Below are 20,804 nucleotides of genomic sequence, written 5' to 3'. Positions count from 1 at the left end.
AATCGCGGCAGGGAGTAAAAAATAAACATTAACAAATCTCGAAAAAACTCATGTAGACTCAAGATTAACCTCTACCCACCACAGCCAATTGTTTACCTCAGCACTATGGAAAGTCGATGAAGTATAAAAACCCACAAACCTTACTCCTATTAATGACATTTATTATGTCGCTAGTTTTTTCGGTATGGCAGGTGCTTCTAAATAACTTTGTTATTGAAAGAGCCCAGTTTACAGGTGTAGAAATTGGTATCTTGCAGAGCCTAAGAGAGGTACCTGGGTTTCTGGCTTTCACCGCTATTTTTGTTTTACTGCTTATTCGAGAGCAATCCTTTGCCTTGCTCTCACTCGCAGTCTTATGTGTTGGGGTGGCTATAACGGGGTTCTTTCCGCAGGTTTTGGGGCTTTACCTCACTACCGTACTCATGTCGATAGGGTTTCACTATTTTGAAACCATTAATCAGTCCCTCACCCTACAATGGGTAGAGAAGCAGGAAACGGCAGCCTTTCTTGGAAAAGCCCTCGCTTGGCGTTCTGCTGCGGCCTTGTCGGGTTATGCCAGTATCTGGGTAGTAATGAGCTGGTTAAAACTCGATTACATTTGGATGTATGCCTTAATAGGTTGCTTAGGCTTGATACTGGTACTCATCATTAGCCTATACTTCCCTAAGTTTGAAGTTGCACAGGCGCAGCATAAAAAAGTTATCTTAAGAAAACGCTATTGGCTTTTTTACTTGCTCACCTTCTTTTCAGGCGCAAGACGACAGATTTTTATGGTATTCGCTGGTTTTATGATGGTCGAAAAATTTGGCTATAGCGTGAGTGAAATTACCGCTCTGTTCCTTATCAATTATGTCATTAACTTACTCTTCGCGCCCGCTATTGGCCGTTTTATTGGTCGCATAGGCGAGCGTAGAGCGCTTACCATTGAGTACCTAGGTCTTATCGTTATATTCGTCAGCTATGCTTGGGTACAACAACCTCAATTGGCTGCCGCTCTCTATGTTATCGACCACCTGTTATTTGCGATGGCCATAGCCATTAAGACCTACTTCCAAAAAATAGCAGATGGAAAAGATATTGCCGCAACCATGTCGGTCAGCTTTACCATCAACCATATTGCGGCAGTTGTGATCCCTGCGCTATTAGGGCTGCTTTGGCTGTACTCCCCTCAAGCTGTTTTCTATATTGGAGCCGGCTTTGCCGCTTGCTCACTGCTCTTAGCACGGAATATACCGAGTTCTCCTCAACCTGGAAATGAAGTCAACTGGGGCTGGCCATCACAACAAAAAGTGAAGTTGTAGCAGAGTAATAGAGCTTGGTATAAGTTACTATTAGCGATTAACCTAAACACCAACCATGAGAATCATATGGCCGAAATAGCAAAGATCAGTGAAGCAAAATCAGCACAATCTGATGTTTCCGCTCGTAAAAAAGCACTGCTGCTCGGTCGTCAATTAGGGTTAAGCAGTGAAGAGGGATATCGCCCCACCAACGCCTCTGTAGCTGAAAGGGCTGAACATCGGCATCGAAAACTGCACAGTCAGTATCAAACAAACCTTGAAACCATTTATGCGATTGCTTTAAGCCATACACCATCTGATGTTACTGGCGTCGACCTTGATCCTGATTGGGCTCATCAGTTTTTCTTAATCGCCGAGCAGATCCATAACCGAAAGATGCAGGAGTTGTGGGGAAGGATCTTAGCCAATGAGATCACCAGCCCAGGTAACTTTAGTTTGAGAACGTTAACCACACTCAAGCAGCTTACTCATAAGGAGGCGCAGATACTTGAGAAGGCACTCGGGATGGCTGTAAAGGTTAACAATGAAACCCGCTTAAAGCTCATCATAGGCTATCGCTACACTGGCGGGATTGGGCAAATATTTAGAAAGTCGTCGCCTATCAATATCGGTTTATCTAATTTCGGCATGCCCTATTCAAACATTCTGACTTTAGTTGATGCGGGAATTTTACATAGAGGTGAATTCGAGACAGGCCTGCTAAATAGCAAAACGCCAATCAACTTCACCTTGATGAATACACAAATGAAACTTACCCCGAAGAGCGGCCACCTACTGTTTAACTACTATCGTCTCACGCCAATTGGCGATGAGCTCACTCAGCTCATCCACCCAAAAGCGGATAATGAATACAGCACAGCCATGAGACAAGTATTCGCCAAAGACTTCAAGGTAGAGTGATACCAATCACTATAAATTAGACAGAGCGTGCTTTGCTTGTAAATCTTGGCTTTCTTGTGGATTGAACCAGTTCAAACTGTCAGCTAATTCCACAACCTCACCAATTATCATCAAGGCTGGCATCTTAAGTTCAGGATTTTTCGCTAATTTGTCTAGCTCTCCTAAGGTACCAATAAAGCGCCTTTGATCTTGTGTTGTAGCCTTAGATACTATCGCCACTGGCGTATTTTTATTGCGACCAGCCTTAATGAGACCTTCTTTGATCAGCGCTGAATTTAAAATCCCCATATAGATAACCAGCGTATTGTTAGGGTTTGCATAACCATCCCAATCCATAGGACGACTATCTAGCTGACAGTGGCCAGTTATAAATGTCACACCCTGAGCATAATCTCTATGGGTTAGAGGTATGCCTGCATAGGCTGAAGTACCACTTGCAGCTGTGATCCCAGGAACAACCTCGAACGCTAATCCAGCCTCAACTAACGTCTGTAGCTCCTCACCACCACGTCCAAAAATAAACGGATCGCCGCCTTTTAAACGGACAACATTTTGCTTGGTATAGGCTTTGGTGACTAACAGCTGATTAATTTCACCTTGTGCAGCACTATGCTTTCCAGCCCGTTTACCCACAGCTATCTTTTCAGCATCTTGTGGAACCAGAGCCATAATATCGTCACTGACTAATGCATCATATAGAACCACATCGGCAGTTTGTAAGATCCGGTAAGCCTTAAGTGTTAATAGCTCAACATCTCCTGGCCCCGCACCAACTAACCAAACTTTTCCACCGACTCTTTGGCCTGGTAAAGTGACTATATCCATCTCTATGCCCCACACACGATTTTAATAGTGTAAATATAACCGCCTACTTATAACTTAATAAATAGTTATTTATTAGTAGTTATTCAATTTAGTTATTAAGAGCTATGTTTGATTTTCACTCTAGGTCAATTAGTCATGATCTTTTTTTTAGGTAAAGCATTAAAACCTTAAAGAGTATGGCGCTCAGGCTAGTTCAACCAAAGTAAACTATAATTCGAATACTTCCTACAATTGTGATACTTAGACTCAAACTTTTACTGGCAAAAGTATTCATCCTATGTAACGGTCACTAATGCCAAGGTTGGAGTCATCAGCATATCAAGGAGTGATATGAGATTTGGGTTTCCGCAGATCGTTAATTTATTCGGGGTTTGCCTGCTAATATGTATTCTACAATTAGCACGCTTGACCCTGTTTTCGCACGAATATAAAACCCAATTGTCCGCCAGAGAGATGAACCAAGACCTTTATGTTCTGCTCAAAGAGGTTAAGTTACATTCAGCCTTTGCAGCACTAGACGAGCATAGAGTTAACATTATCGAAAATAAGCTCGAGCCATTTCTCTACCGTGTAGATGGCCCCATAGATACACAGGATTTTTACGCTGAAATAATTCAGCTTCTAGTCACACTTGATGACCCAGGACTTTCGATAACCTCGCCGACGAAACCTCTCCCTGTGCTGCCTTTCACGCTAAGACCTCTGTCCGATACTTGGCTTGCCTTAGATAAAGAAGGAGTTCCAATTGACCCAGAACACCCTTTTATCACACATATTGATGGGATTCCTTTAACTCGATGGGAGCTGCTTAGTCAATCATTTATCTCTGCACCACTGAAACACAGCATAAGCGAGCGGGTTCACTGGCTTTCTCAAATCGCCTTACTAAGACGCAGCATGGGTATGGCTAACCAAAATGAGGTGATCCTTTCTCTCAGTGATAATATGGACTCGAGTGTGCAGTTACCATTACCTTTAATTGAAAGCCGCGCAGCTTATCAAACCTCTGTTTTTGATAAAGAGATAAGTAAACATGCAGTAAATACTGGTCAATCATCTCAATATATTGAAATAACCAATTTATCTCACTATGACAATAATAAAGCACTTAAAGCTGAGTTAGAGACTGGCATCAAGCAAGCTGTAACCATCATAGATATCAGCCACGCAGCAGAGCGCAGTGATCAGCTATTCCAATTTATTGCACGTAACTACGCAGATCCAGAACCAAATAACCATGCAGCTAGTCATTTAATCGCTCTAGGGCAATACCGGCGTTCGCCTCATTTTAAGTCAGACTTTTTACGGCCTCTTGGCTTTATCCCCTATAGCGAGTTTAACTTTTTCGAACAAGTCGAGTTTGCACAAACAAGTCAGTCGATTCCGGACGCCAAAGAAAAACCGTTTGGCCTCTGGTATGGAAGAAGAACACCTATCGCTCAGGGATCGAAACAAGCAGAGACAGAGAATAACAACCTGCTCGGAGTCATCATTGGCCCACAGTGCCGCAGAGAGTGTGAATGGCTTGCTTACTATGCAAAATCCCTATCTAGAGTCACTTTAATTGGCGAGAAAACAACTGGAGACATCGGCAGGCATTATGGTTTTACTTTGCCCAATAGTGGTATTAGCGTGCAATTAACCGCAAGCCTCACCTATGACATGCAGGGGCAGCTGCTTTCTAGCGTAGGAATTACTCCCGATATACCACTGCCTATCAATGAAGAGCTGGAATTACAGGGGTTAATAAGCTTAATAACCACTGAGTTTAGACAACCCAACTTGTACGCTGAAACAGCTAGGAATAAAAAGGTGAACGCAAGGGAGCTAGTAATACCAATCAGTATAAGAAAGTGAGCTACTCAGAGTGTTTTTTGGCAACTAATTTAAGGCGAATAGCTGATGGAATGGTTATTCCCTTGTGAAGTTATTCAACGAAGAAGTAGGCAGCCAAAAATACTCCTGAAAGGCGAGCTTTAGCGCTTCATATGCTGCGTTAACGAGCTAGAGCGTAGAATAACTATGCGCTTCACTCGTTGCAAAGAACATGGATGTTCTGAATGTCATTAATGCAGGAGCAATTAATGACCTTGCCTCTAAAGCGCTATACTCTCGCTGAGCGGTCACCTCTTTATACTGATTGGTATTGCATCACAAGTAGAGGTGTTAAACTCTAAAGCTAAGGTCACTTTTGAAAAATCCCCCAATGTGGCATCAAGGTAATAGGTCAAGTTAGGGGAAAGTATAAACTCGGCTTATTGGTATTTGCTTACCGTAAGTATGAAAGGAAAGTGCATGGTAGCTAAAGAGAAAATAACCATAACAGCAGATACCTTCAATCGTGGGGCGCTAAGAATGACTGTGGCTATATTACGGTCAATAAACCCAAAACTTGCACTAAACGTGCAAAATCAGATGAGTAACCCGCTCAATCCACAACAAGATAATACACCTAGCCCAAAAGATAACTTTAAAGTCATCTTAGCGGCAATTGAAGTAAGAAGCGTCGTTGAAGCACTCAAGTCCAAATCTGAGCTTCCACAAACAGATGCTGGCACCCAAATGCTAATCAGGGCACTCATCATAGACTGGGTCAATTATGCTAACTTACTCATCGAAGTAGAAAATAGAAAAAATACCCAGTAAGGTAATAACTACGTTTATTTATGACTATTGAACATAACTATCCCTCCAAGAAAGAAGTTTTCTCAAGGGAAGCAGTCTGTTCTCAAGGAAGAAATTGATGAGTAGCCCCATAGGTGGATTTTACCTAAATGCTCAATACAGAGAGAAAGCCGCCAGAGTTGAACTCGCAACTAAACCTGAATTAACAGTTCGAACCTGCATTGAACTTGATAATGCGACTATGATTGATGATACCCGCTGTGGTAGAGCAGGATTTGAGTGTTTACTAAATAACGATCGTGTTTCTGTATGCTTTATTGCAGAACTCATCTCCTCTGAGGTCGTAAAATTCACCTATAACGTTTCAATTTCCCACACAAACTCAGAGATAGCTCAGCCGATGCAACAAGTCCTGAATTTAACCGCTGGTGAGCAGCTGTCAGTGCTCGTTGCAGGAAGTGAGAGAGTCAAACTTACAGCGTCATTTAACTATGGCAAATCGATGACTTAACTGGCCCTAACAATTTACATTACTAGGTATTCAAAATGCTAAAACAACTCATAACCCTTGCACTTGCTTTACTTGTTAGCTCTTCCTGCTTAGCAACTGATCTGAAAGTTGGAGATAAAGCACCAGACTTTAGGCTTCAATCTACTGACGGTAACTTCTACCAGCTCAGTGATTACTTAGGAAAGCAGACCTTAGTCCTCGCTTGGTATCCTATGGCAAACACCCATGGTTGCACACTTGAATGTCGCTCACTCGTTCAAAAAGGGCATTTAATCCGGGAATACCAAGCTGTATATATGATGGCGAGTGTCGATGATCTGGAAGATAATCAAGACTTTGCTAAAAAGCAGAAAGCCGACTTTCCCATGCTGAGTGACCCAAGTAAAGAAACGGCCAAAGCTTACGATGTACTTAACTTCGTCCGTGTCGCCAGCAGAGTGACTTTCTATATTGGCAAAGATGGCACAATTATAAAGATAGATGAGGACATCAATGCAGAAACTGCCGCAGAAGATATCGCCGAAAACTTGAAGCTGCTAGGGATTGAAAAAGTCACTAAGCTATAGGTGCTAGTTGCAAGGCATTAAATGCTAAATTGTAGGTTCTAGCTCCCAGGAACTAGAACCTTCTTTTTAACCTTCCGCAGCTTCGCGTATGCGTTCTTTTCTTTCCTGCTCTTCATCAAAAGCCGCTTCAATTTCAGCGAGGACAGAGTCAACATCGGCAGCCTTTTGGCTCTCTTTGAATTGCCCTGTTAGCTCAGAGTCAGGGCTTAACTTACCTGACTCAAATAGCGCCCACATCTCTTTTGCATATTTACTGTTAAGTAATTCAGGCGCATATTGACCATAGTAACTGGTCATATTATTAACATCACGCTCTAGCATACGCTTGGCGTTATTATTTGCTGCTGCATCTACCGCTTGTGGCAAATCAATAATTACCGGCCCCTTGCTGTCTAACAGCACATTAAACTCGGATAGGTCACCATGCACGAGCCCTGCACAAAGCATTCGCTGCACATCTTTAATCACTGACTGATGGTCTACTAAAGCTTGCTCTTCAGTCAAAGTCACATCATTTAATCTTGGGGCAACGAACCCATGATCATCAGTGATGAGCTCCATCAAGAGTACACCATCAAAGCAGCCATAGGGTTGAGGTACACGCACACCAGCATAGGCGAGACGAAACAGGGCATCGACTTCAGCATTTTGCCAAGCTTGTTCCTGTTCGTTGCGACCAAATTTAGAGCCTTTCTCCATCGCTCTGGCGCGTCGACTATTACGACTCTTTCTGCCTTCTCGGTACTGTACAGCTTGCTTAAAACTACGTTTTTCAGCTTCTTTATAAATTTTGGCGCAACGAATATCACTGCCACAACGGACAACATATACTTCGGCCTCTTTGCCACTCATCAAGGGACGAATGACTTCATCTACTAAGCCTTCATCAACGAGAGGCTGGATTCGTTTTGGGATTTTCATAGCGCCCTTATACCTTACTTAAGGGATTGAGGAAACAGAAATAGGCAAAATTGGTTTCAAGCATCCAAGGTCAACCTACTACTACGCCTTCAAGAATATTGGAAATATGTCCATCATTTTAAGCATCTAACTCAATAGTTCAAACGCAAGATCATATGCTTTACCAAGATCGACTGTTTTAGGTTTTAAAGCTTTAAAATCACTATAACGCTTATCTGTGGCTCTGAGCGTTGCAGGATGAATCAGCTCCACACTCACTTTCGCGCAAGCTAAGATAACCCCCTCCATCAAAAAGGTTCCAGCTCCACCAGCCCCCTGACCTTTACTCGCTCGACGGTTAAGCACTAGCTTTTCAATATTATGTGAAGTGCAATATTGTTGAATCTGCTCAATGAATACACACACCTCTTCTTGGGTAGGATTTTTATTTATCGTCAGCTTGTTCAATTTAGATACCACAAGCTGATGACTTTCCCGACTTCCATCTAAACTCACAACTCTGACTTCATTCGCCTTTAAAAAAAATCCAGCAATAACCACCAACAACCTCCACGCTTAACTCGAATTTATATTCAACATACATAAAAAGAGCCAGCAATGCTGGCTCTTATAGGCATTAACTCAACTTATTCACCATTTGGTGTAGCTTGATTATTCATATACGAGTCAAAAACGATACCTTTATCATTGATATCTAAGCCCATTTGAACCTGCATATTATAATCTTTCATCATGGAAAACTCTTCTGGAAGCGGCTCTCCAGTCATCTCTGCAAGGCTTAAGATAGGAGCAAACACTTTGCTGTAATCGAGATACACGCTATACAAGCCGTTATTGACTAACTGCTCATCGGCCAAAGCATTAGCAGCGGCCTCAGCTTTATCTCCGGTAAATAGCACTAGATGTTGACCCTTTACCGCTAGCTTCGGTGATATACCGTACTCTGGAGGTAGGGGTAACATAAAGGAGAGGTCGGTTACAGAGCCATCTTGCGAGAGCTGTATATTGGCAAGCTCAGGCGCAAAAGGTTTGACCATATTAAATAACATGCTTGGGTTGTCTGCAGATAGGCTGATTAGCGCATCAACACTCTCAAGAGCGGGTTCTCCTTGAGGATCTGCTGACTCGGCAAATTTATAATCAATGAGCGCGGCACCTACACCTCTGACCCCATTCGCCATACCGGTAAACATCCCTAACATTGCCGGACTTTGAGTCGACATTTCACGTTGGAACTCTTGCAATACTTCACATTGATATTGTGGTTGCAACATCTCATCCCAAACGGCGGTAAGTGAAGGAACAAGTTGATTTAACTCAATACCTAACGCCATGGAGAAAACGTTATCCTGACTATTTTTAACATAATCAGGAATAAAGCCTCTCATCTTCATAAGCGCATTGAGCAAAACCTGGTTCTTACTTTCAATCACAGTAGAAAGCGCTAAGCTACTTTGCTCATCGCCGATTGAAACTTTATTCAAGCCAAAAACCGTACGGGGCCAATTTGCAGCAACGGCAGAGAACTCGTTATGGCACTGTTCAGTCCTAAACTCCAGTAACGGGTCTTCGCCCTCTTGAGCTGCAAGCGCTGTCACCTGTCTTGCCAACTGATTACCATCAGTTGTCGTCATAGCTTCTACCAGTACCTGATGATTCAAAAAGCCAACGGCTTCATCACTAAAGCCATGGATTTTAATAATATCATTCAATACATGGGTATCGGCCAATGATGGGCTCGCAGGCTTTAATCCTAAAGCGGTTTCGAGCGTGCCCTCAACCAGTTGCGGAGCATCAAAAGTGACTGTCAGCAAGCCATCTTGTTGTGAAAACAGTAACTCGATGGTGTCAGCTTCTCCTGCATCAGTTAACGTATAAGCTCGGTACTCTATTCCCTGTATGCGCTTAAGTTGATGACTAAAGCCACTGTCAGTTTCTGCTTTATCGAGTAGCCCCCAAATGGCCTCAGGCTTAGCCACCTCAACTTTAATTACAGGTAACAAGCCTAATGTATAAAAATAGCTGCGAATATCATCTGCTAATCCATAGGTTGTAACGAACTTCTGGCCACTGTCTAAGCTGTCTATATAGATCTGGCTTAAACTCGCAAAGAACTTTGCTCTCGCATCATTGGATTGTTCAAACTCACCAAAAAGCTCATCTGGATAGCTTTTATAGCTCTGGGAGAGTGAGTTGATGTAAGACTTAATAGGGAACGGCTTTAGCTGACCTGAAAATATCGGTGTATCAGCAGGCACAGAGGCAAGCACTTCATTCGACTGCCCAGTATCGGAACTTGGCTGCTGACTCGCCCAATACCCGCCAGCTCCAGCGGCAACAACTGCTGCAGCGATTAATATTTTCTTCATGAGTAAAACTCCATTTTATTTCGTTAATTCCCTAGAAAGAGACTAATAGTAACAGATAGTAAGGCATGCAGCCGTTGCTAAAATTCACTGAATGAGCATTAAGAGTAACAGAGTCATACTAGAGAAAGTAATAAAGAGAGAGGTAAAGATTCTTCTGGGCTTCACCTGAATAGCCGCAACGGGCTATTCAGGTGTAACGGCTTTTGATTAAGCAGGCGCTAACAAGCCAACCAAAACCTGCAGCTCACCTCACTTAAGGGGGAGCAAGGTTCTATACATCGCCTGCCGACTTTTAGTGAGTTTTATCACAAGGGTGATAATAATCTCAAGGAAGGGCTAAAAGTCATAACGTTGAGCTGCAAATCATCCATAGACGCTTACAAGCTCCCCTTAAACAGAACGATATACTAAAACCATCTACGGGAACCTCAGACTATAGACCATATAAAAATAATGTGCATAAGTTTGTGAGTAAAAATGTACAAAAAAAGTCAAATTTACAACCAAAGTTTAATGCCACAAGTAAATCCAACTAAAAATTAGTAGGATAGGCCTCGACGATCGAGACCTTGTTATCCACAACAGCAATCCCCCACGATTACACTATGACAGCCTAAAATAGGGGAAATTTAAGAGATAGATGCAAACCAGCTCACGATTTAGCCTAGTTTTAGCCATTTATTCAGTAAGCTAGATTTCGAAGTGTAAACCGCACTCACGCTTTAAGCCGTTAAAGCGTGTATCCTCCTCGCTCATACCTAGCTCCAATGGCTTACTCGAGTGAGTATCACCCACAGATACATAACCTTTCTCCCACAATGGGTGATAAGGTAACTGGTGCTCCGTTAAGTATTCATGCACATCCTTATTATTCCAATCTAGGATAGGCAAAATTTTATAACGGCTACCATGTATCGCAAGTATTGGTAACGCCTCACGTGTACTCGACTGGCTACGACGAAGACCTGCAAACCAAGTCCCTATATCGAGCTCATCGAGCGCCCGTTGCATGGGCTCTACCTTGTTCATCCGGTTGTATTGATCTAAACCGTCTAAGCCTTTTTCCCATAACAAGCCGAAGCGAGCTTCTTGCCAAGCTGGCGTCATGGGCGATGCGAATGTCTTCAGGTTTAACGATAAACGCTCTACCAACTCATCAACAAATCGATAAGTTTCAGGAAACAGATAACCAGTATCAGTTAAAATTACCGGTATATCCTTTTTCTGAGAGCTAACCAAGTGCAGCATGACTGCACCCTGAATACCAAAGCTTGATGACAGCGCATGCGTCCCCGGAAGGTACTCAAGCGCCCAAGCGACTCGCTGTGTTGGCGTTAAGTCGACTAAAAAGTTATTAATTCGCTCAAGCTCACCCTTCTGCTCAACAGCTGGGGCGCTCAATAGCGCCAGCAGCTCATCAGAAGTAACGACTGATTCAGGCATTTGTGTTCTGTTCATGGAAATCCTTAGCGGCATCGTTGACCGCAGTCACAGCGCCAATACGCACTGTGAAATTACCGAAGGTTTCACCCTCTTCTCGCTCACTGACATATCGAGCAAACAAGCTATCTAGCTCAGAGAGAATCTCAGCTTCTTGAATATTCTCGCGGTAGAGCTTATTCAAGCGTGTACCTTCAAAGCTCGCGCCTAAATAGAGGTTATAACGACCAGGCGCCTTACCAACTAAGCCAATCTCTGCCGCAAAAGGTCTAGCGCAACCGTTAGGACAACCTGTCATACGGATAACTATGCCTTGATCTAAGAAGCCATGCTTCTCCTGCAAAGACTCCACCTTAGTGAGGAAATCTGGGAAATATCGCTCAGCCTCGGCCATAGCCAATGCACAAGTAGGCAGAGCTACACAGGCGATAGAGCGACCTCGAGTTTCAGTGATCACTTTCCCCATTAAGCCGTGGCTTCTGGCTAGATCTTCAATGGTTTGCTTATCTTCTTCAGCAACACTGGCAATAATGAAGTTCTGGTTAGAAGTCATGCGGAAATCACCTTTATGTATCTTGGCAATCTCCCTTAATCCTGTTTGTAGCGGCTGTCCAGGCAGGTCTTTAATTCGACCGCCTTCAATAAACAGTGTTAGGTGCCACTGATTATCAACCCCTTTAATCCAGCCATAACGATCGCCGCGATCGCCAATCACTACATCACGCTTAGGCTCAAATTTAACACCGGCACGCTTTTCAACTTCCGCTTTAAATGCCTCATAACCATGCTTAACTATGGTGTACTTAAGACGTGACAGTTTACGGTTTGAACGGTTACCCCAATCACGCTGTACTTTAAGTACGGCTTCGGCAAACTTAAGCGTGTCTTCAGCCTTGATAAAACCAAAATCATCGGCAAGGCGAGGGAATGTTTCTACTTCACCATGGGTCGAGCCCATACCGCCACCAGCGACTAAGTTAAAGCCTACAAGTTCTCCCGCTTCAGCTACTGCAACAAAACCTAGATCATTGGTATAAACATCCACATCATTATCAGGTGGAACCGCTACCGCCATCTTAAATTTACGTGGTAGATAAGTTTTACCGTATACAGGCTCAACTTCATCACCTTCGCTGGTAACGACCTTGTCATCACCTAACCAGATCTCGGCATACGCTTTAGTGCGTGGCAAGTATTGATCTGAGAGTTGTTTAGCCCAGTAATATGCCTGCTCATGTAATTTAGACTCAACCGGGTTAGGGTTACACATCACATTTCGGTTAACGTCACCACAAGCGGCAATTGAATCTAGCGCCTTTTGATCTAGGCTCTGAATAAGCGTCCTTAAGTTACGCTTAGAGATACCGTGATACTGAAATGTTTGACGTGTGGTTAAACGAATACTGTTTGAGCTCGTCAGGGTTGATGAGATCTCGTCAACACCTAACCACTGCTCAGGCGTACATACACCACCAGCAACACGCGCACGTAACATAAAGCTATAAAGTGGCTCTAACTTCTGCTCTTTTCGCTCATTTCTCAAGTCACGATCATCTTGCTGATAAAAGCCGTGAAACTTAATTAACTGCTGATCGCCTTCACTAAATGAACCAGTAACAGCGGTATCTAAACCCTCTTCAATTGTTCCTCTTAGAAAGTTACTGTCTGTTTTCAGATATTCATTAACTGATAATTTTTCTTCACTCATGGCCACCGCCTCACTCATCTCTTTTGTGCGACGCTCATATTGGCATCGCATCTTATATTGGGTTTAAACAGAAGATCTTTTTAACGGGATTGAGACCCGACAAGGTTTCTGAATATCAATAAACATCTTTCTGGTAGCGCTTCTCGCTACGAAGGTTTTCAAAATAAGCTTCAGCCTCTTCTACTGACTTGCCGCCAAACTTAACCGCGACATCCAGTAAGGCTTGATGCACATCTTTCGCCATACGCTCAGCATCACCACAGATATAGAAATGTGCACCAGATTCAAGCCAATTCCATAGCGCCTCACCTTGCTCTGCAATCCTGTGTTGCACATAAACCTTATGCTCTTGATCTCTTGAGAAGGCTAAGTCGATACGAGACAGCGAGCCATCTTTCAGATATTGCTGCCACTCAGTTTGGTAGAGGAAATCCTGCTCAAAATGAGGGTTTCCGAAGATTAACCAGCTATTGCCTTCAATACCTTGCGCCGCACGCTCCTGCATAAAGGCTCTAAATGGTGCGATACCAGTACCAGGACCAACCATAATCACTGGCGTTTCAGGATTCTGAGGTAATCTAAAGTGGTTATTTGGTTCAACATAAACTTTGACTTCAGCACCTTCATCCGCTTGAGCTAAGAACTGTGAAGCACCACCAAATCGAGCTGTACCGTCTCGGTCATCTTCAACCAAAGCCACAGTTAAATGCACTTCAGATTCAACTTCAGACTGGCTTGAAGCAATTGAATATAGGCGAGGAGTGATCGGGCGCAACATAGATAGCAGCTGTAGCGCCGTGACTTCAGCGCTGTAGTTTGAAACTAGATCTGCCAACTGATTATTTAAAACAAATTGACGAGTCAACTCTTTATCTTCGGCAATCGTTAACAACTCACTGTTACCACTTAACGTGGCCCAATCTTTCACTAAGCCTGGATAAAGTTGAGTAAGCTCTTTCTTCTCAATCAAAGCCTGCTTCAAAGAGAGTGCATCTTTACCAACAGTCACAGCTTCATCACCGTTAAGTGACAGTTTGGTCAATAACTCTTCCACAAGTGAGTCTGCATTAGTGAACCACACACCTAGCGCATCACCGGCTTGATAAGTCATACCTGACTCACCAAGATCTATCTCTACGTGGCGAACATCACGGTCTGAATCTCGGCCCGTTAGTTTCTGACTGACAAGTAACTCGGCGGTATAAGGCTTCTGTTTAGTAAATGCATTTGCATCAGCCCCCGGTAATCCAGCACCAGAGAGTGAAACAACACTGGCTCCAGAGGTTTCAATAAGCGGCTTAACGGCTTCAAGAACGCTCTCCTGCCACTGCTCAGCTGCAGATTCATAATCGACATCACATAGCGCAATAGGCTGCATAGACTTAGCACCTAGTGCTGCAAGTCGCTCATCAAAGTCTTTACCTGTCTGACAGAAGAATTCATAACTGGTATCACCAAGCGCTAATACCGAATAATTCAAGTTATCGAGTTTAGGGGCACGTTTTGAGGCCAAAAATTTATGCAACTCAATGGCATCGTCAGGGGCTTCACCTTCGCCATGGGTACTAACTACAGCAAGTAAGATAGTCTCTTGCTTCAATTGACGAACCTTATAGTCTCCCATAGAGGTAAGGTTAACAGCGTAACCTTGAGCCTGAGCTTTAGCGGCTAAATCACTTGCAACTCCACGGCCATTTCCAGTCTGGCTACCATAAAGAATAGTGATGGTTTGTGCAGGAGCACTCTGTACAGTGGCATCACCACCAACAAGATTGGTTCCTTGCTCGGCAGTAGCAGAAAGATATCCGCTTACCCATGCAAGTTGCACGGCGCTCAGCTCAGCGGTGAGCTGCTTTAACTTATCCACCTGCCCTTCAGACAATGGCGAAGCGAGTGATGAAAGCTCTTTTAACAACATGGGTACGGCCCTATATCAGTGTAATGTCAGTTAGCTTAGCCGCTATTAAGAAAAGCAAAAAAGAATAAAATCTGATTTTTAATTCTTTTTTGGAATAAAGAAAGTGTAATTTTCAATCAAGGCAGAGAGTGGAGACCAGTAAACAGCATATTCCATCTAATTATTCACCATAAGCAGCTAAATTATCTGCTCAATGAAAAATGAAAACTTATAGAAGCTACAAATATAAGCATCTTGATAAAACATAATGAAAACAGCAGACACATTCAGCCGCCATACAGGCAAGTTAAGAGATAATAAATCTTTTAACTTTCTATTTTCATTTTATACTAGCCTCATTAGCATCCTAAAAAATACCCTATGAAAAATCATGTTAGCCATATTATTCCGGCAATAGCCCTAGCGCTGTTAGCTGGCCCCATATTTGCCTCTGAGCACACTGATTCAGATAGTGCAGAAGCAGATGTTACTCCTCAGAAAATATATGCCACTCGATATCAATCTGAGGATTGGGGTTTAGGCATTGGCGTAAGAAGGGGTGATATCCCCTATGCGACAGAAGAGGATGAAGTTTATGACGTCCTCCCGATAATTAAGTATCGAAATGATTACTTCTTTATTGATGGCATGGAAGCTGGAGCTCATATTTGGAAAAATGATGAGCATCAAGTCAACCTCTATACGCGCTTTAGGTTTGTCGATATCCCCACCGAGCTGCAAAATGAGTCACAATCGCAAGCCTTCGACTTTGGCCTGCAATACCGCTTTCTTCATGACGCATGGGAATCCGATGTCGCCTTCATGTCCGACTCCAACAAGCGCAGTTATGGTTACGCAAGAACACAATACCACTGGGAATATGGCGACTGGTACCTCAACCCTTATGCAGAGTTCAATTGGAAAAGTGCTGATTTCAACCATTACTATTATGGCTTAGAGCAGTATGAGACCAGCGGTGGTATAGAGTTCAACGCAGGGATCAATGCCCGTTATCATGTACACAGTAACTTATATCTACTAGGTAAGTTTGGCGTAGGTCGTATTGATGATGATACCGCCAGCCTTCCGAGCATGGACACTCAATATCAGTATGAGTCCTTTATAGGTTTTGGTTTTTTTCCTGACTTCAGCAACCAAAGTGGAAAAAGCAAAGCGACTAAAGCAAAGCCTGTTAAATCATCTAACAGTGATGACGAATTTCTTCGTATCGCACACGGCTGGGCAACGCCCTCAAACCTGAATGAGATATTGTCTTGGGAAACTCGCACCGATCCCTACAACAATCAGTTGACCTCTATTTTTTACGGAACGCGACTTACAGAAAGCCTATTTAACTTCCCCATAGAGCTTTATTTTACCCCAGGGGCAGTGTGGCACCATGAGTCAGACGTGCAGAGTAACTTAGCTGAAGGCGTCATAGCGATAAAAGCCTTCTATACCTTTGAATTTGGCCCAAGGTGGCGATTAGGGATAGCCGAAGGTTTATCTTATGTATCGAATGTTACTCATATCGAGGGAAGCGAACTGGATGAAAAGGGCTACAAGCCTTCTAAACTTTTAAATTATTTAGATTTTTCTCTAGATGTAAATATGGGTGATCTATTTAATAGCAGCAGTATGGACAAGATGTGGATGGGTTATAGCATTCACCATAGATCGGGGATCTATGAGAAGAGTTCAGCCTTTGGCCGAATTGGTGGCGGAAGTAATTATCAGACTCTCTACCTACAGTGGCATTTCTAACCCGACCAACTAAAAGGCTGCATCAGCAGCCTTTTTTTATAGCCTTATTTAGCCAGGTTTAACGAGCCACCTTCACTTCTGGTTCATTCATCATCGCCAGAATAGGGTTACTCGCCATCACTTTACTTTTCAACATGACCCCTATAATAAGCCCAGCGACAAACCCGCCAATATGCGCCCAGTAGGCAACGCCTTCTCCCGCCATCATTAAACCAAGAATATTGAAGGCTAACCAGATAGCGAAAAACGCCATAGGACTCAGTTTCTTCTGATAGACGACAAACATAAAGGTCAAACTCGCATGTCGAAACCAAAGCAGATACATACCAAACAGCCCAGCAATCGCACCGCTAGCCCCTACCATATAGATACCAGACGTAGGATCTGCAGCAATCTGAGCTGCCGCTGCAGCAAAGCCACATACTAGATATAGACCTAAGAATCGTAATCGACCTAAGGAGTCTTCAAGGTTGTCACCCACCACATAGAGAAAATACATATTACCAGCAAGATGCATAAGATCCCCATGCATGAACATATGACTCAACAAAGTCCATGTATGAGTGCCGCTGACAATATCACTCGCTCTCATAGCGAAGCTGTCAAACGCTCTGTCAGCCATATTTAGGTCGAAGCCATATGCCGCAAAGATACAGATATTCAACGCTAATAGTAGATATGTGATCACAGGCTGGCGCTTTGGCTTAATATTAAACTCAACAGGCATTTGAGAAAGAAACTGAAATAACCAGGTTTTTGCAGAAATTTTAGCATCTAATTTAGCCAGTAAGGCTTTAACTTGCGGAGACTGAACCACCTTAGTTCGCTCATGTTCATCAATCCAAACGCCGCTACAGGTATGACAAACATCGACTTCAATCTGATACCCATCCATTAGATGGTAGTGCTCCAAAGTACAATCACAATGAACACACTCTCGTTTAGCACTTCCGATGTGCTGGCCTAGGGTTTCTTCGACACGCACATTATCGTCGCCATTATCAGCCGCTGACAACGCACGATTCAACTCGCCATTTTCAAACCAAATTCCACCACACTTTTGGCAGCTATCGACCTCCTCTCCATGAAAGTCATACACTTTCATCTGAGTGCTGCTACAACCAGGGCATTGTAATGTCATCGCTAAATCCTTTTATTCGACTATGATATCGGCATTTTTCAGCTCAATTGCCAAGGCTGTATAATTGGTTTTCAATACAGGTAATGTTTGCTCAGTCACTTTCTGAGTCAGTTTTTTAAGCTGCTCAGCACCATATTTAGCGCCGTAAAAACGACTTTCTATCTTAGTGACAATCGCATCTGACTCCATATAGAAACGTCTAGTCTCAGATAAAATCTGAGTCGGTGTTTCCAAGGTATAGGGAGAAAATCGCATATTGTCCCAAATAAAAGTGGCCATCTGGGGATGTATTGCCTTCAGATCATATGGGGATTTTGCAGCAATAAGATCGGCATATTCATTAATCGTTTTGACGTTATCACTGACTTCATCGTAAAGTGCATGACGCAAATAATAGTTATTTTGTTTGTTGGTTAAATTATCAAAGGCGAGTGCTTGTGACAGTCCTTCCTGCGCAGCTAAATAAACCCCCACAACCGTTGCGATAATCATAAAGACTTGGCTGATCCAAAAACTGGTTTTCACCAACTCTCGATTATCTATCTGTGGAAAGCGTTTAATCGTGTCTGTTGCTTGCTGGGGTTTCCCGGTGATCTCCATATCCTTCAATAATCCTTTTAGTCTTGCTAACTCCATCTATGCCATTGAACTCATTACAACTATGAGCAGTAGCATAAATAATTCATGCGGCAGAATAACCGAGTACAGTTTTATCTGCTAGAGTTAACCAAGCATTTTTAAAAACAAGCTATCACAGGCAGCCTATTTTTAGCCTCCAATTACGTGAACAATCTGTTCGCCTAAAATGGAGAGGTAAAGTAACGATCAACTTGCATAAAATATCAGCATCTGGTTATATATTGGCTGATTTAAGAATTTTCAAGAGTGGATAACAAGGAGTGGTTAACATGCAAGCAGCTGCCATTAATACATTTTCAGGGTTCGATGACAGAAGAATCACTCAACCAAACATCGACCAACATTGGCATAAGCTTTCTACGGCGCAAAGATTTGCTTTTTACACGCTTGCTAAGCTTGGTTACCAGCTGTTGTTTGTTAGACAATCTAAAAATGAAAAAACAGCAGTGGTTAGGCAGGACGATCAACTTGTTACCATAGATGGCGAAGGAGATATCGATTTTAATCCCTCCCTCGTTCTCCGGGAAAACAGATAGTTTTAACCTCATAATAAAAAGGAGCCTGTTGGCTCCTTTTTAGTCTGCGATCCAGCTATCTATACTGTTTATGCCGCTTGCGCCTCTATGGCATCACCTTGTGAAAGCAGTGACACAGCGCTTCGACCTACTAGCGCATTAAACAACCGCTCTCCCTCAAAGCCTAATTCAGATGCCGCTGTTTCCCTCGCTTTATCAATCGCCTTAAACATAGTGATCTCTTTGCTAGAGTAGCCACAAAGGCTAAAGAACAGCCTAAGTGCGGCACAGAATCGCTCTTGCTTAATCGCGCGAGACCATGAAGCCTCAAGGTTTGTGACTGAGGAGAAATCAAGTTCATTCATAAATATGCTGGCGATGTCATCATCTAATCGCACCAGAAACTCAGCCTTTCGAGGAAAGTGATGGCTGATCCCTGTACGGCTAACTCCGGTTGCTTCCGACAGGGTAGTATAGGACATAGACTCGTAACCTATTGAGAGGATCTGCTTTAACGCTTCATCCAATATCTGCTTTATTGTTTGCTCTGTCTGAGCTTTTGAACGCTTGGCCATTGCAGCTACCCCACCTTTTAGTTTTGTACTTACACCAGTCGATATTAGATGCTACCAAACCAAGTCAGTGATTACTTTAGTAACAGGGCCCGTTACTCAGGTATCTAGCTCCTGTTCAGCTAAGGTTCAGCTTAAAAAGAGGTTTCGGTTACTGAATTCGCCAACATACTTTGCTGCTGAAGCCAGAGGCTGGCCTCTTTCTTACCGAGCAGTTTAACTAAGGTAGGTTCTACATAATGACCCAGTGCAGGTTTTCGCCAATACATGTAATTTGGCAAAGATTGTGACGTTCGAGTGCTAAATGTACGATGAATTAAGCTTGAGAACTCATCGAGAGTATCTTGGTCTTTTTCCACTAGATCGGGCAGAAAATCACTCATTAACGCTTCGAATGTGTCGAACTGAGCTAAGTCTTTTACCTTGTAGCGGCTTAATAATTGAGACAGGACAGGCACAGTCCAGTGAGACATAAATGAAACATCCTTCATCACAGACATATTACGTCTATGATACTGCTGCCACGCTAGGTCTACTGACAACTCCTCTTTCGCTGCACGCCAAGTTAAATAACAATCGGCAATCCACTCATGTTGATATGCAGAGGTCTCCTTTAAAAGGCCTAGCTCCTCTAACGCTTTTACATGTAGATGACCCAATTCATGCCAAAGCGTCATCTTATCAGTTTGGGTCAGCGTTAAGCTCTCAACCTTACCAGCAAGGGTCACTAAGCTAATTTTAGGTATTCTCTCAGGGGAAAGCAGTATCAATCCCGATATATTAGGATCAGATACAGGGATCACCATCGCCCCCCTATGACCTATAGCTTGATGATAACTAGAAAGATGCGAGGGAAGTTGCTTTCTGACTGTAATAGGCAATGATGCTAAACAATACTCAAGTTGAGCGGCTTCGCAAACAAGCGCTTGCTTGCTGCCTATATCGCTCCAAGCCATAGAAAGACTCAAGCTGAGTGCTAACCAGGACACTTAGTGTCCCTAATAATATTCATACCTGACAGTGTCCCCATAAATGATCATTAACATGCTCAGCAACAGTAGTGTGATTGTACATAACTTTACTGAGAATATATTCGATATTTTCCACCAT

General features: G+C 43.1%; 19 protein-coding genes. 8 read left to right on the top strand and 11 right to left on the bottom strand.

Features of this window, described 5'->3' with window-relative positions:
- Positions 1 to 116 precede the first annotated feature (116 nt).
- Both BM736_RS06585 and BM736_RS06580 read left to right on the top strand, forming a co-directional pair.
- Positions 117 to 1,301 carry an MFS transporter gene (locus BM736_RS06585; protein WP_076410151.1) on the top strand — a complete coding sequence of 395 codons (1,185 nt, stop codon included), beginning with the start codon at positions 117 to 119 and terminating at the stop codon, positions 1,299 to 1,301.
- A gap of 66 nt (positions 1,302 to 1,367) precedes the next feature.
- Positions 1,368 to 2,201 (top strand): TIGR03899 family protein, encoded by an 834-nt coding sequence (locus tag BM736_RS06580; RefSeq protein ID WP_076410149.1) that lies wholly within the window; start codon positions 1,368 to 1,370, stop codon positions 2,199 to 2,201.
- A gap of 9 nt (positions 2,202 to 2,210) precedes the next feature.
- On the opposite strand, the gene cobA is transcribed toward BM736_RS06580, so the two are convergent.
- Positions 2,211 to 3,026, bottom strand: a complete 816-nt coding sequence (gene cobA / locus BM736_RS06575; protein ID WP_076410147.1) for a uroporphyrinogen-III C-methyltransferase — start codon at positions 3,024 to 3,026, stop codon at positions 2,211 to 2,213.
- Positions 3,027 to 3,356: 330 nt separating this feature from the next.
- On the opposite strand from cobA, the gene BM736_RS06570 reads away from it, so the two are divergent.
- The 4 genes from BM736_RS06570 to BM736_RS06550 all read left to right on the top strand — a co-directional run bounded on the left by BM736_RS06570 (position 3,357) and on the right by BM736_RS06550 (position 6,728).
- Positions 3,357 to 4,883: a S41 family peptidase gene (locus BM736_RS06570; RefSeq protein WP_076410145.1), complete on the top strand. Its 1,527-nt coding sequence runs from the start codon at positions 3,357 to 3,359 to the stop codon at positions 4,881 to 4,883.
- A gap of 438 nt (positions 4,884 to 5,321) precedes the next feature.
- Positions 5,322 to 5,672, top strand: coding sequence for a hypothetical protein (locus BM736_RS06560; protein ID WP_076410143.1), 351 nt, complete (start codon positions 5,322 to 5,324; stop codon positions 5,670 to 5,672).
- A gap of 97 nt (positions 5,673 to 5,769) precedes the next feature.
- A complete protein-coding gene (locus tag BM736_RS06555; RefSeq protein WP_076410141.1) occupies positions 5,770 to 6,162 on the top strand; it encodes a hypothetical protein in 393 nt (130 codons plus the stop codon).
- A 35-nt stretch (positions 6,163 to 6,197) separates the two neighbouring features.
- Positions 6,198 to 6,728, top strand: a complete 531-nt coding sequence (locus BM736_RS06550; protein WP_076410139.1) for a redoxin domain-containing protein — start codon at positions 6,198 to 6,200, stop codon at positions 6,726 to 6,728.
- 66 nt (positions 6,729 to 6,794) lie between these two features.
- On the opposite strand, the gene BM736_RS06545 is transcribed toward BM736_RS06550, so the two are convergent.
- From BM736_RS06545 to BM736_RS06520, 6 genes are all read right to left on the bottom strand, one after another.
- Positions 6,795 to 7,649 carry a PA4780 family RIO1-like protein kinase gene (locus tag BM736_RS06545; RefSeq protein WP_076410137.1) on the bottom strand — a complete coding sequence of 285 codons (855 nt, stop codon included), beginning with the start codon at positions 7,647 to 7,649 and terminating at the stop codon, positions 6,795 to 6,797.
- Between the two features lie 126 nt (positions 7,650 to 7,775).
- Positions 7,776 to 8,189, bottom strand: a complete 414-nt coding sequence (locus BM736_RS06540; protein ID WP_076410135.1) for a DUF3010 family protein — start codon at positions 8,187 to 8,189, stop codon at positions 7,776 to 7,778.
- 86 nt (positions 8,190 to 8,275) lie between these two features.
- Positions 8,276 to 10,018 carry a hypothetical protein gene (locus tag BM736_RS06535; RefSeq protein WP_076410134.1) on the bottom strand — a complete coding sequence of 581 codons (1,743 nt, stop codon included), beginning with the start codon at positions 10,016 to 10,018 and terminating at the stop codon, positions 8,276 to 8,278.
- 690 nt (positions 10,019 to 10,708) lie between these two features.
- On the bottom strand, positions 10,709 to 11,476 hold the full coding sequence (locus BM736_RS06530; protein WP_076410132.1) for a phosphoadenylyl-sulfate reductase: 768 nt from the start codon (positions 11,474 to 11,476) through the stop codon (positions 10,709 to 10,711).
- Positions 11,454 to 13,166: an assimilatory sulfite reductase (NADPH) hemoprotein subunit gene (gene cysI / locus BM736_RS06525; protein WP_256717746.1), complete on the bottom strand. Its 1,713-nt coding sequence runs from the start codon at positions 13,164 to 13,166 to the stop codon at positions 11,454 to 11,456. The genes BM736_RS06530 and cysI overlap by 23 nt, the downstream gene beginning before the upstream one ends.
- 115 nt (positions 13,167 to 13,281) lie before the next feature.
- The gene (locus BM736_RS06520; RefSeq protein WP_076410128.1) at positions 13,282 to 15,084 is read right to left on the bottom strand and encodes an assimilatory sulfite reductase (NADPH) flavoprotein subunit; all 1,803 of its coding nucleotides are present in this window, start codon (positions 15,082 to 15,084) and stop codon (positions 13,282 to 13,284) included.
- Between the two features lie 360 nt (positions 15,085 to 15,444).
- Here BM736_RS06520 and BM736_RS06515 point away from each other — a divergent pair, with 360 nt between their 5' ends.
- Positions 15,445 to 16,827 (top strand): MipA/OmpV family protein, encoded by a 1,383-nt coding sequence (locus BM736_RS06515; RefSeq protein ID WP_076410126.1) that lies wholly within the window; start codon positions 15,445 to 15,447, stop codon positions 16,825 to 16,827.
- 58 nt (positions 16,828 to 16,885) lie between these two features.
- On the opposite strand, the gene BM736_RS06510 is transcribed toward BM736_RS06515, so the two are convergent.
- Positions 16,886 to 17,968 (bottom strand): rhomboid family intramembrane serine protease, encoded by a 1,083-nt coding sequence (locus tag BM736_RS06510; protein WP_076410124.1) that lies wholly within the window; start codon positions 17,966 to 17,968, stop codon positions 16,886 to 16,888.
- A 12-nt stretch (positions 17,969 to 17,980) separates the two neighbouring features.
- Positions 17,981 to 18,568, bottom strand: a complete 588-nt coding sequence (locus BM736_RS06505) for a hypothetical protein (RefSeq protein WP_076410123.1) — start codon at positions 18,566 to 18,568, stop codon at positions 17,981 to 17,983.
- Positions 18,569 to 18,876: 308 nt separating this feature from the next.
- Between BM736_RS06505 and BM736_RS06500 the strand changes: the two genes are divergently transcribed.
- Positions 18,877 to 19,143, top strand: coding sequence for a hypothetical protein (locus BM736_RS06500; RefSeq protein ID WP_076410121.1), 267 nt, complete (start codon positions 18,877 to 18,879; stop codon positions 19,141 to 19,143).
- A gap of 68 nt (positions 19,144 to 19,211) precedes the next feature.
- On the opposite strand, the gene BM736_RS06495 is transcribed toward BM736_RS06500, so the two are convergent.
- Together BM736_RS06495 and BM736_RS06490 are read right to left on the bottom strand one after the other, a co-directional pair.
- A complete protein-coding gene (locus tag BM736_RS06495) occupies positions 19,212 to 19,697 on the bottom strand; it encodes a TetR family transcriptional regulator (RefSeq protein ID WP_076410120.1) in 486 nt (161 codons plus the stop codon).
- A gap of 131 nt (positions 19,698 to 19,828) precedes the next feature.
- Positions 19,829 to 20,683 carry a hypothetical protein gene (locus BM736_RS06490; protein WP_076410118.1) on the bottom strand — a complete coding sequence of 285 codons (855 nt, stop codon included), beginning with the start codon at positions 20,681 to 20,683 and terminating at the stop codon, positions 19,829 to 19,831.
- Positions 20,684 to 20,804 lie beyond the last annotated feature (121 nt).

It is taken from the genome of Shewanella sp. UCD-KL12, from assembly GCF_001957125.1.
Lineage (GTDB): Bacteria > Pseudomonadota > Gammaproteobacteria > Enterobacterales > Shewanellaceae > Shewanella.
This window is presented reverse-complemented; position numbering and strand designations above follow the sequence as displayed.

Coding starts and splice junctions, on each gene's coding strand:
- BM736_RS06545 (WP_076410137.1), bottom strand. CDS start 7,649: ATGAAAATCCCAAAACGAATCCAGCCTCTCGTTGATGAAGGCTTAGTA.
- BM736_RS06500 (WP_076410121.1), top strand. CDS start 18,877: ATGCAAGCAGCTGCCATTAATACATTTTCAGGGTTCGATGACAGAAGA.
- BM736_RS06555 (WP_076410141.1), top strand. CDS start 5,770: ATGAGTAGCCCCATAGGTGGATTTTACCTAAATGCTCAATACAGAGAG.
- BM736_RS06580 (WP_076410149.1), top strand. CDS start 1,368: ATGGCCGAAATAGCAAAGATCAGTGAAGCAAAATCAGCACAATCTGAT.
- BM736_RS06510 (WP_076410124.1), bottom strand. CDS start 17,968: ATGACATTACAATGCCCTGGTTGTAGCAGCACTCAGATGAAAGTGTAT.
- BM736_RS06515 (WP_076410126.1), top strand. CDS start 15,445: ATGAAAAATCATGTTAGCCATATTATTCCGGCAATAGCCCTAGCGCTG.
- BM736_RS06505 (WP_076410123.1), bottom strand. CDS start 18,568: ATGGAGATCACCGGGAAACCCCAGCAAGCAACAGACACGATTAAACGC.
- cysI (WP_256717746.1), bottom strand. CDS start 13,166: ATGAGTGAAGAAAAATTATCAGTTAATGAATATCTGAAAACAGACAGT.
- BM736_RS06520 (WP_076410128.1), bottom strand. CDS start 15,084: ATGTTGTTAAAAGAGCTTTCATCACTCGCTTCGCCATTGTCTGAAGGG.
- BM736_RS06530 (WP_076410132.1), bottom strand. CDS start 11,476: ATGAACAGAACACAAATGCCTGAATCAGTCGTTACTTCTGATGAGCTG.
- cobA (WP_076410147.1), bottom strand. CDS start 3,026: ATGGATATAGTCACTTTACCAGGCCAAAGAGTCGGTGGAAAAGTTTGG.
- BM736_RS06550 (WP_076410139.1), top strand. CDS start 6,198: ATGCTAAAACAACTCATAACCCTTGCACTTGCTTTACTTGTTAGCTCT.
- BM736_RS06495 (WP_076410120.1), bottom strand. CDS start 19,697: ATGGCCAAGCGTTCAAAAGCTCAGACAGAGCAAACAATAAAGCAGATA.
- BM736_RS06585 (WP_076410151.1), top strand. CDS start 117: ATGAAGTATAAAAACCCACAAACCTTACTCCTATTAATGACATTTATT.
- BM736_RS06560 (WP_076410143.1), top strand. CDS start 5,322: ATGGTAGCTAAAGAGAAAATAACCATAACAGCAGATACCTTCAATCGT.
- BM736_RS06535 (WP_076410134.1), bottom strand. CDS start 10,018: ATGAAGAAAATATTAATCGCTGCAGCAGTTGTTGCCGCTGGAGCTGGC.
- BM736_RS06570 (WP_076410145.1), top strand. CDS start 3,357: ATGAGATTTGGGTTTCCGCAGATCGTTAATTTATTCGGGGTTTGCCTG.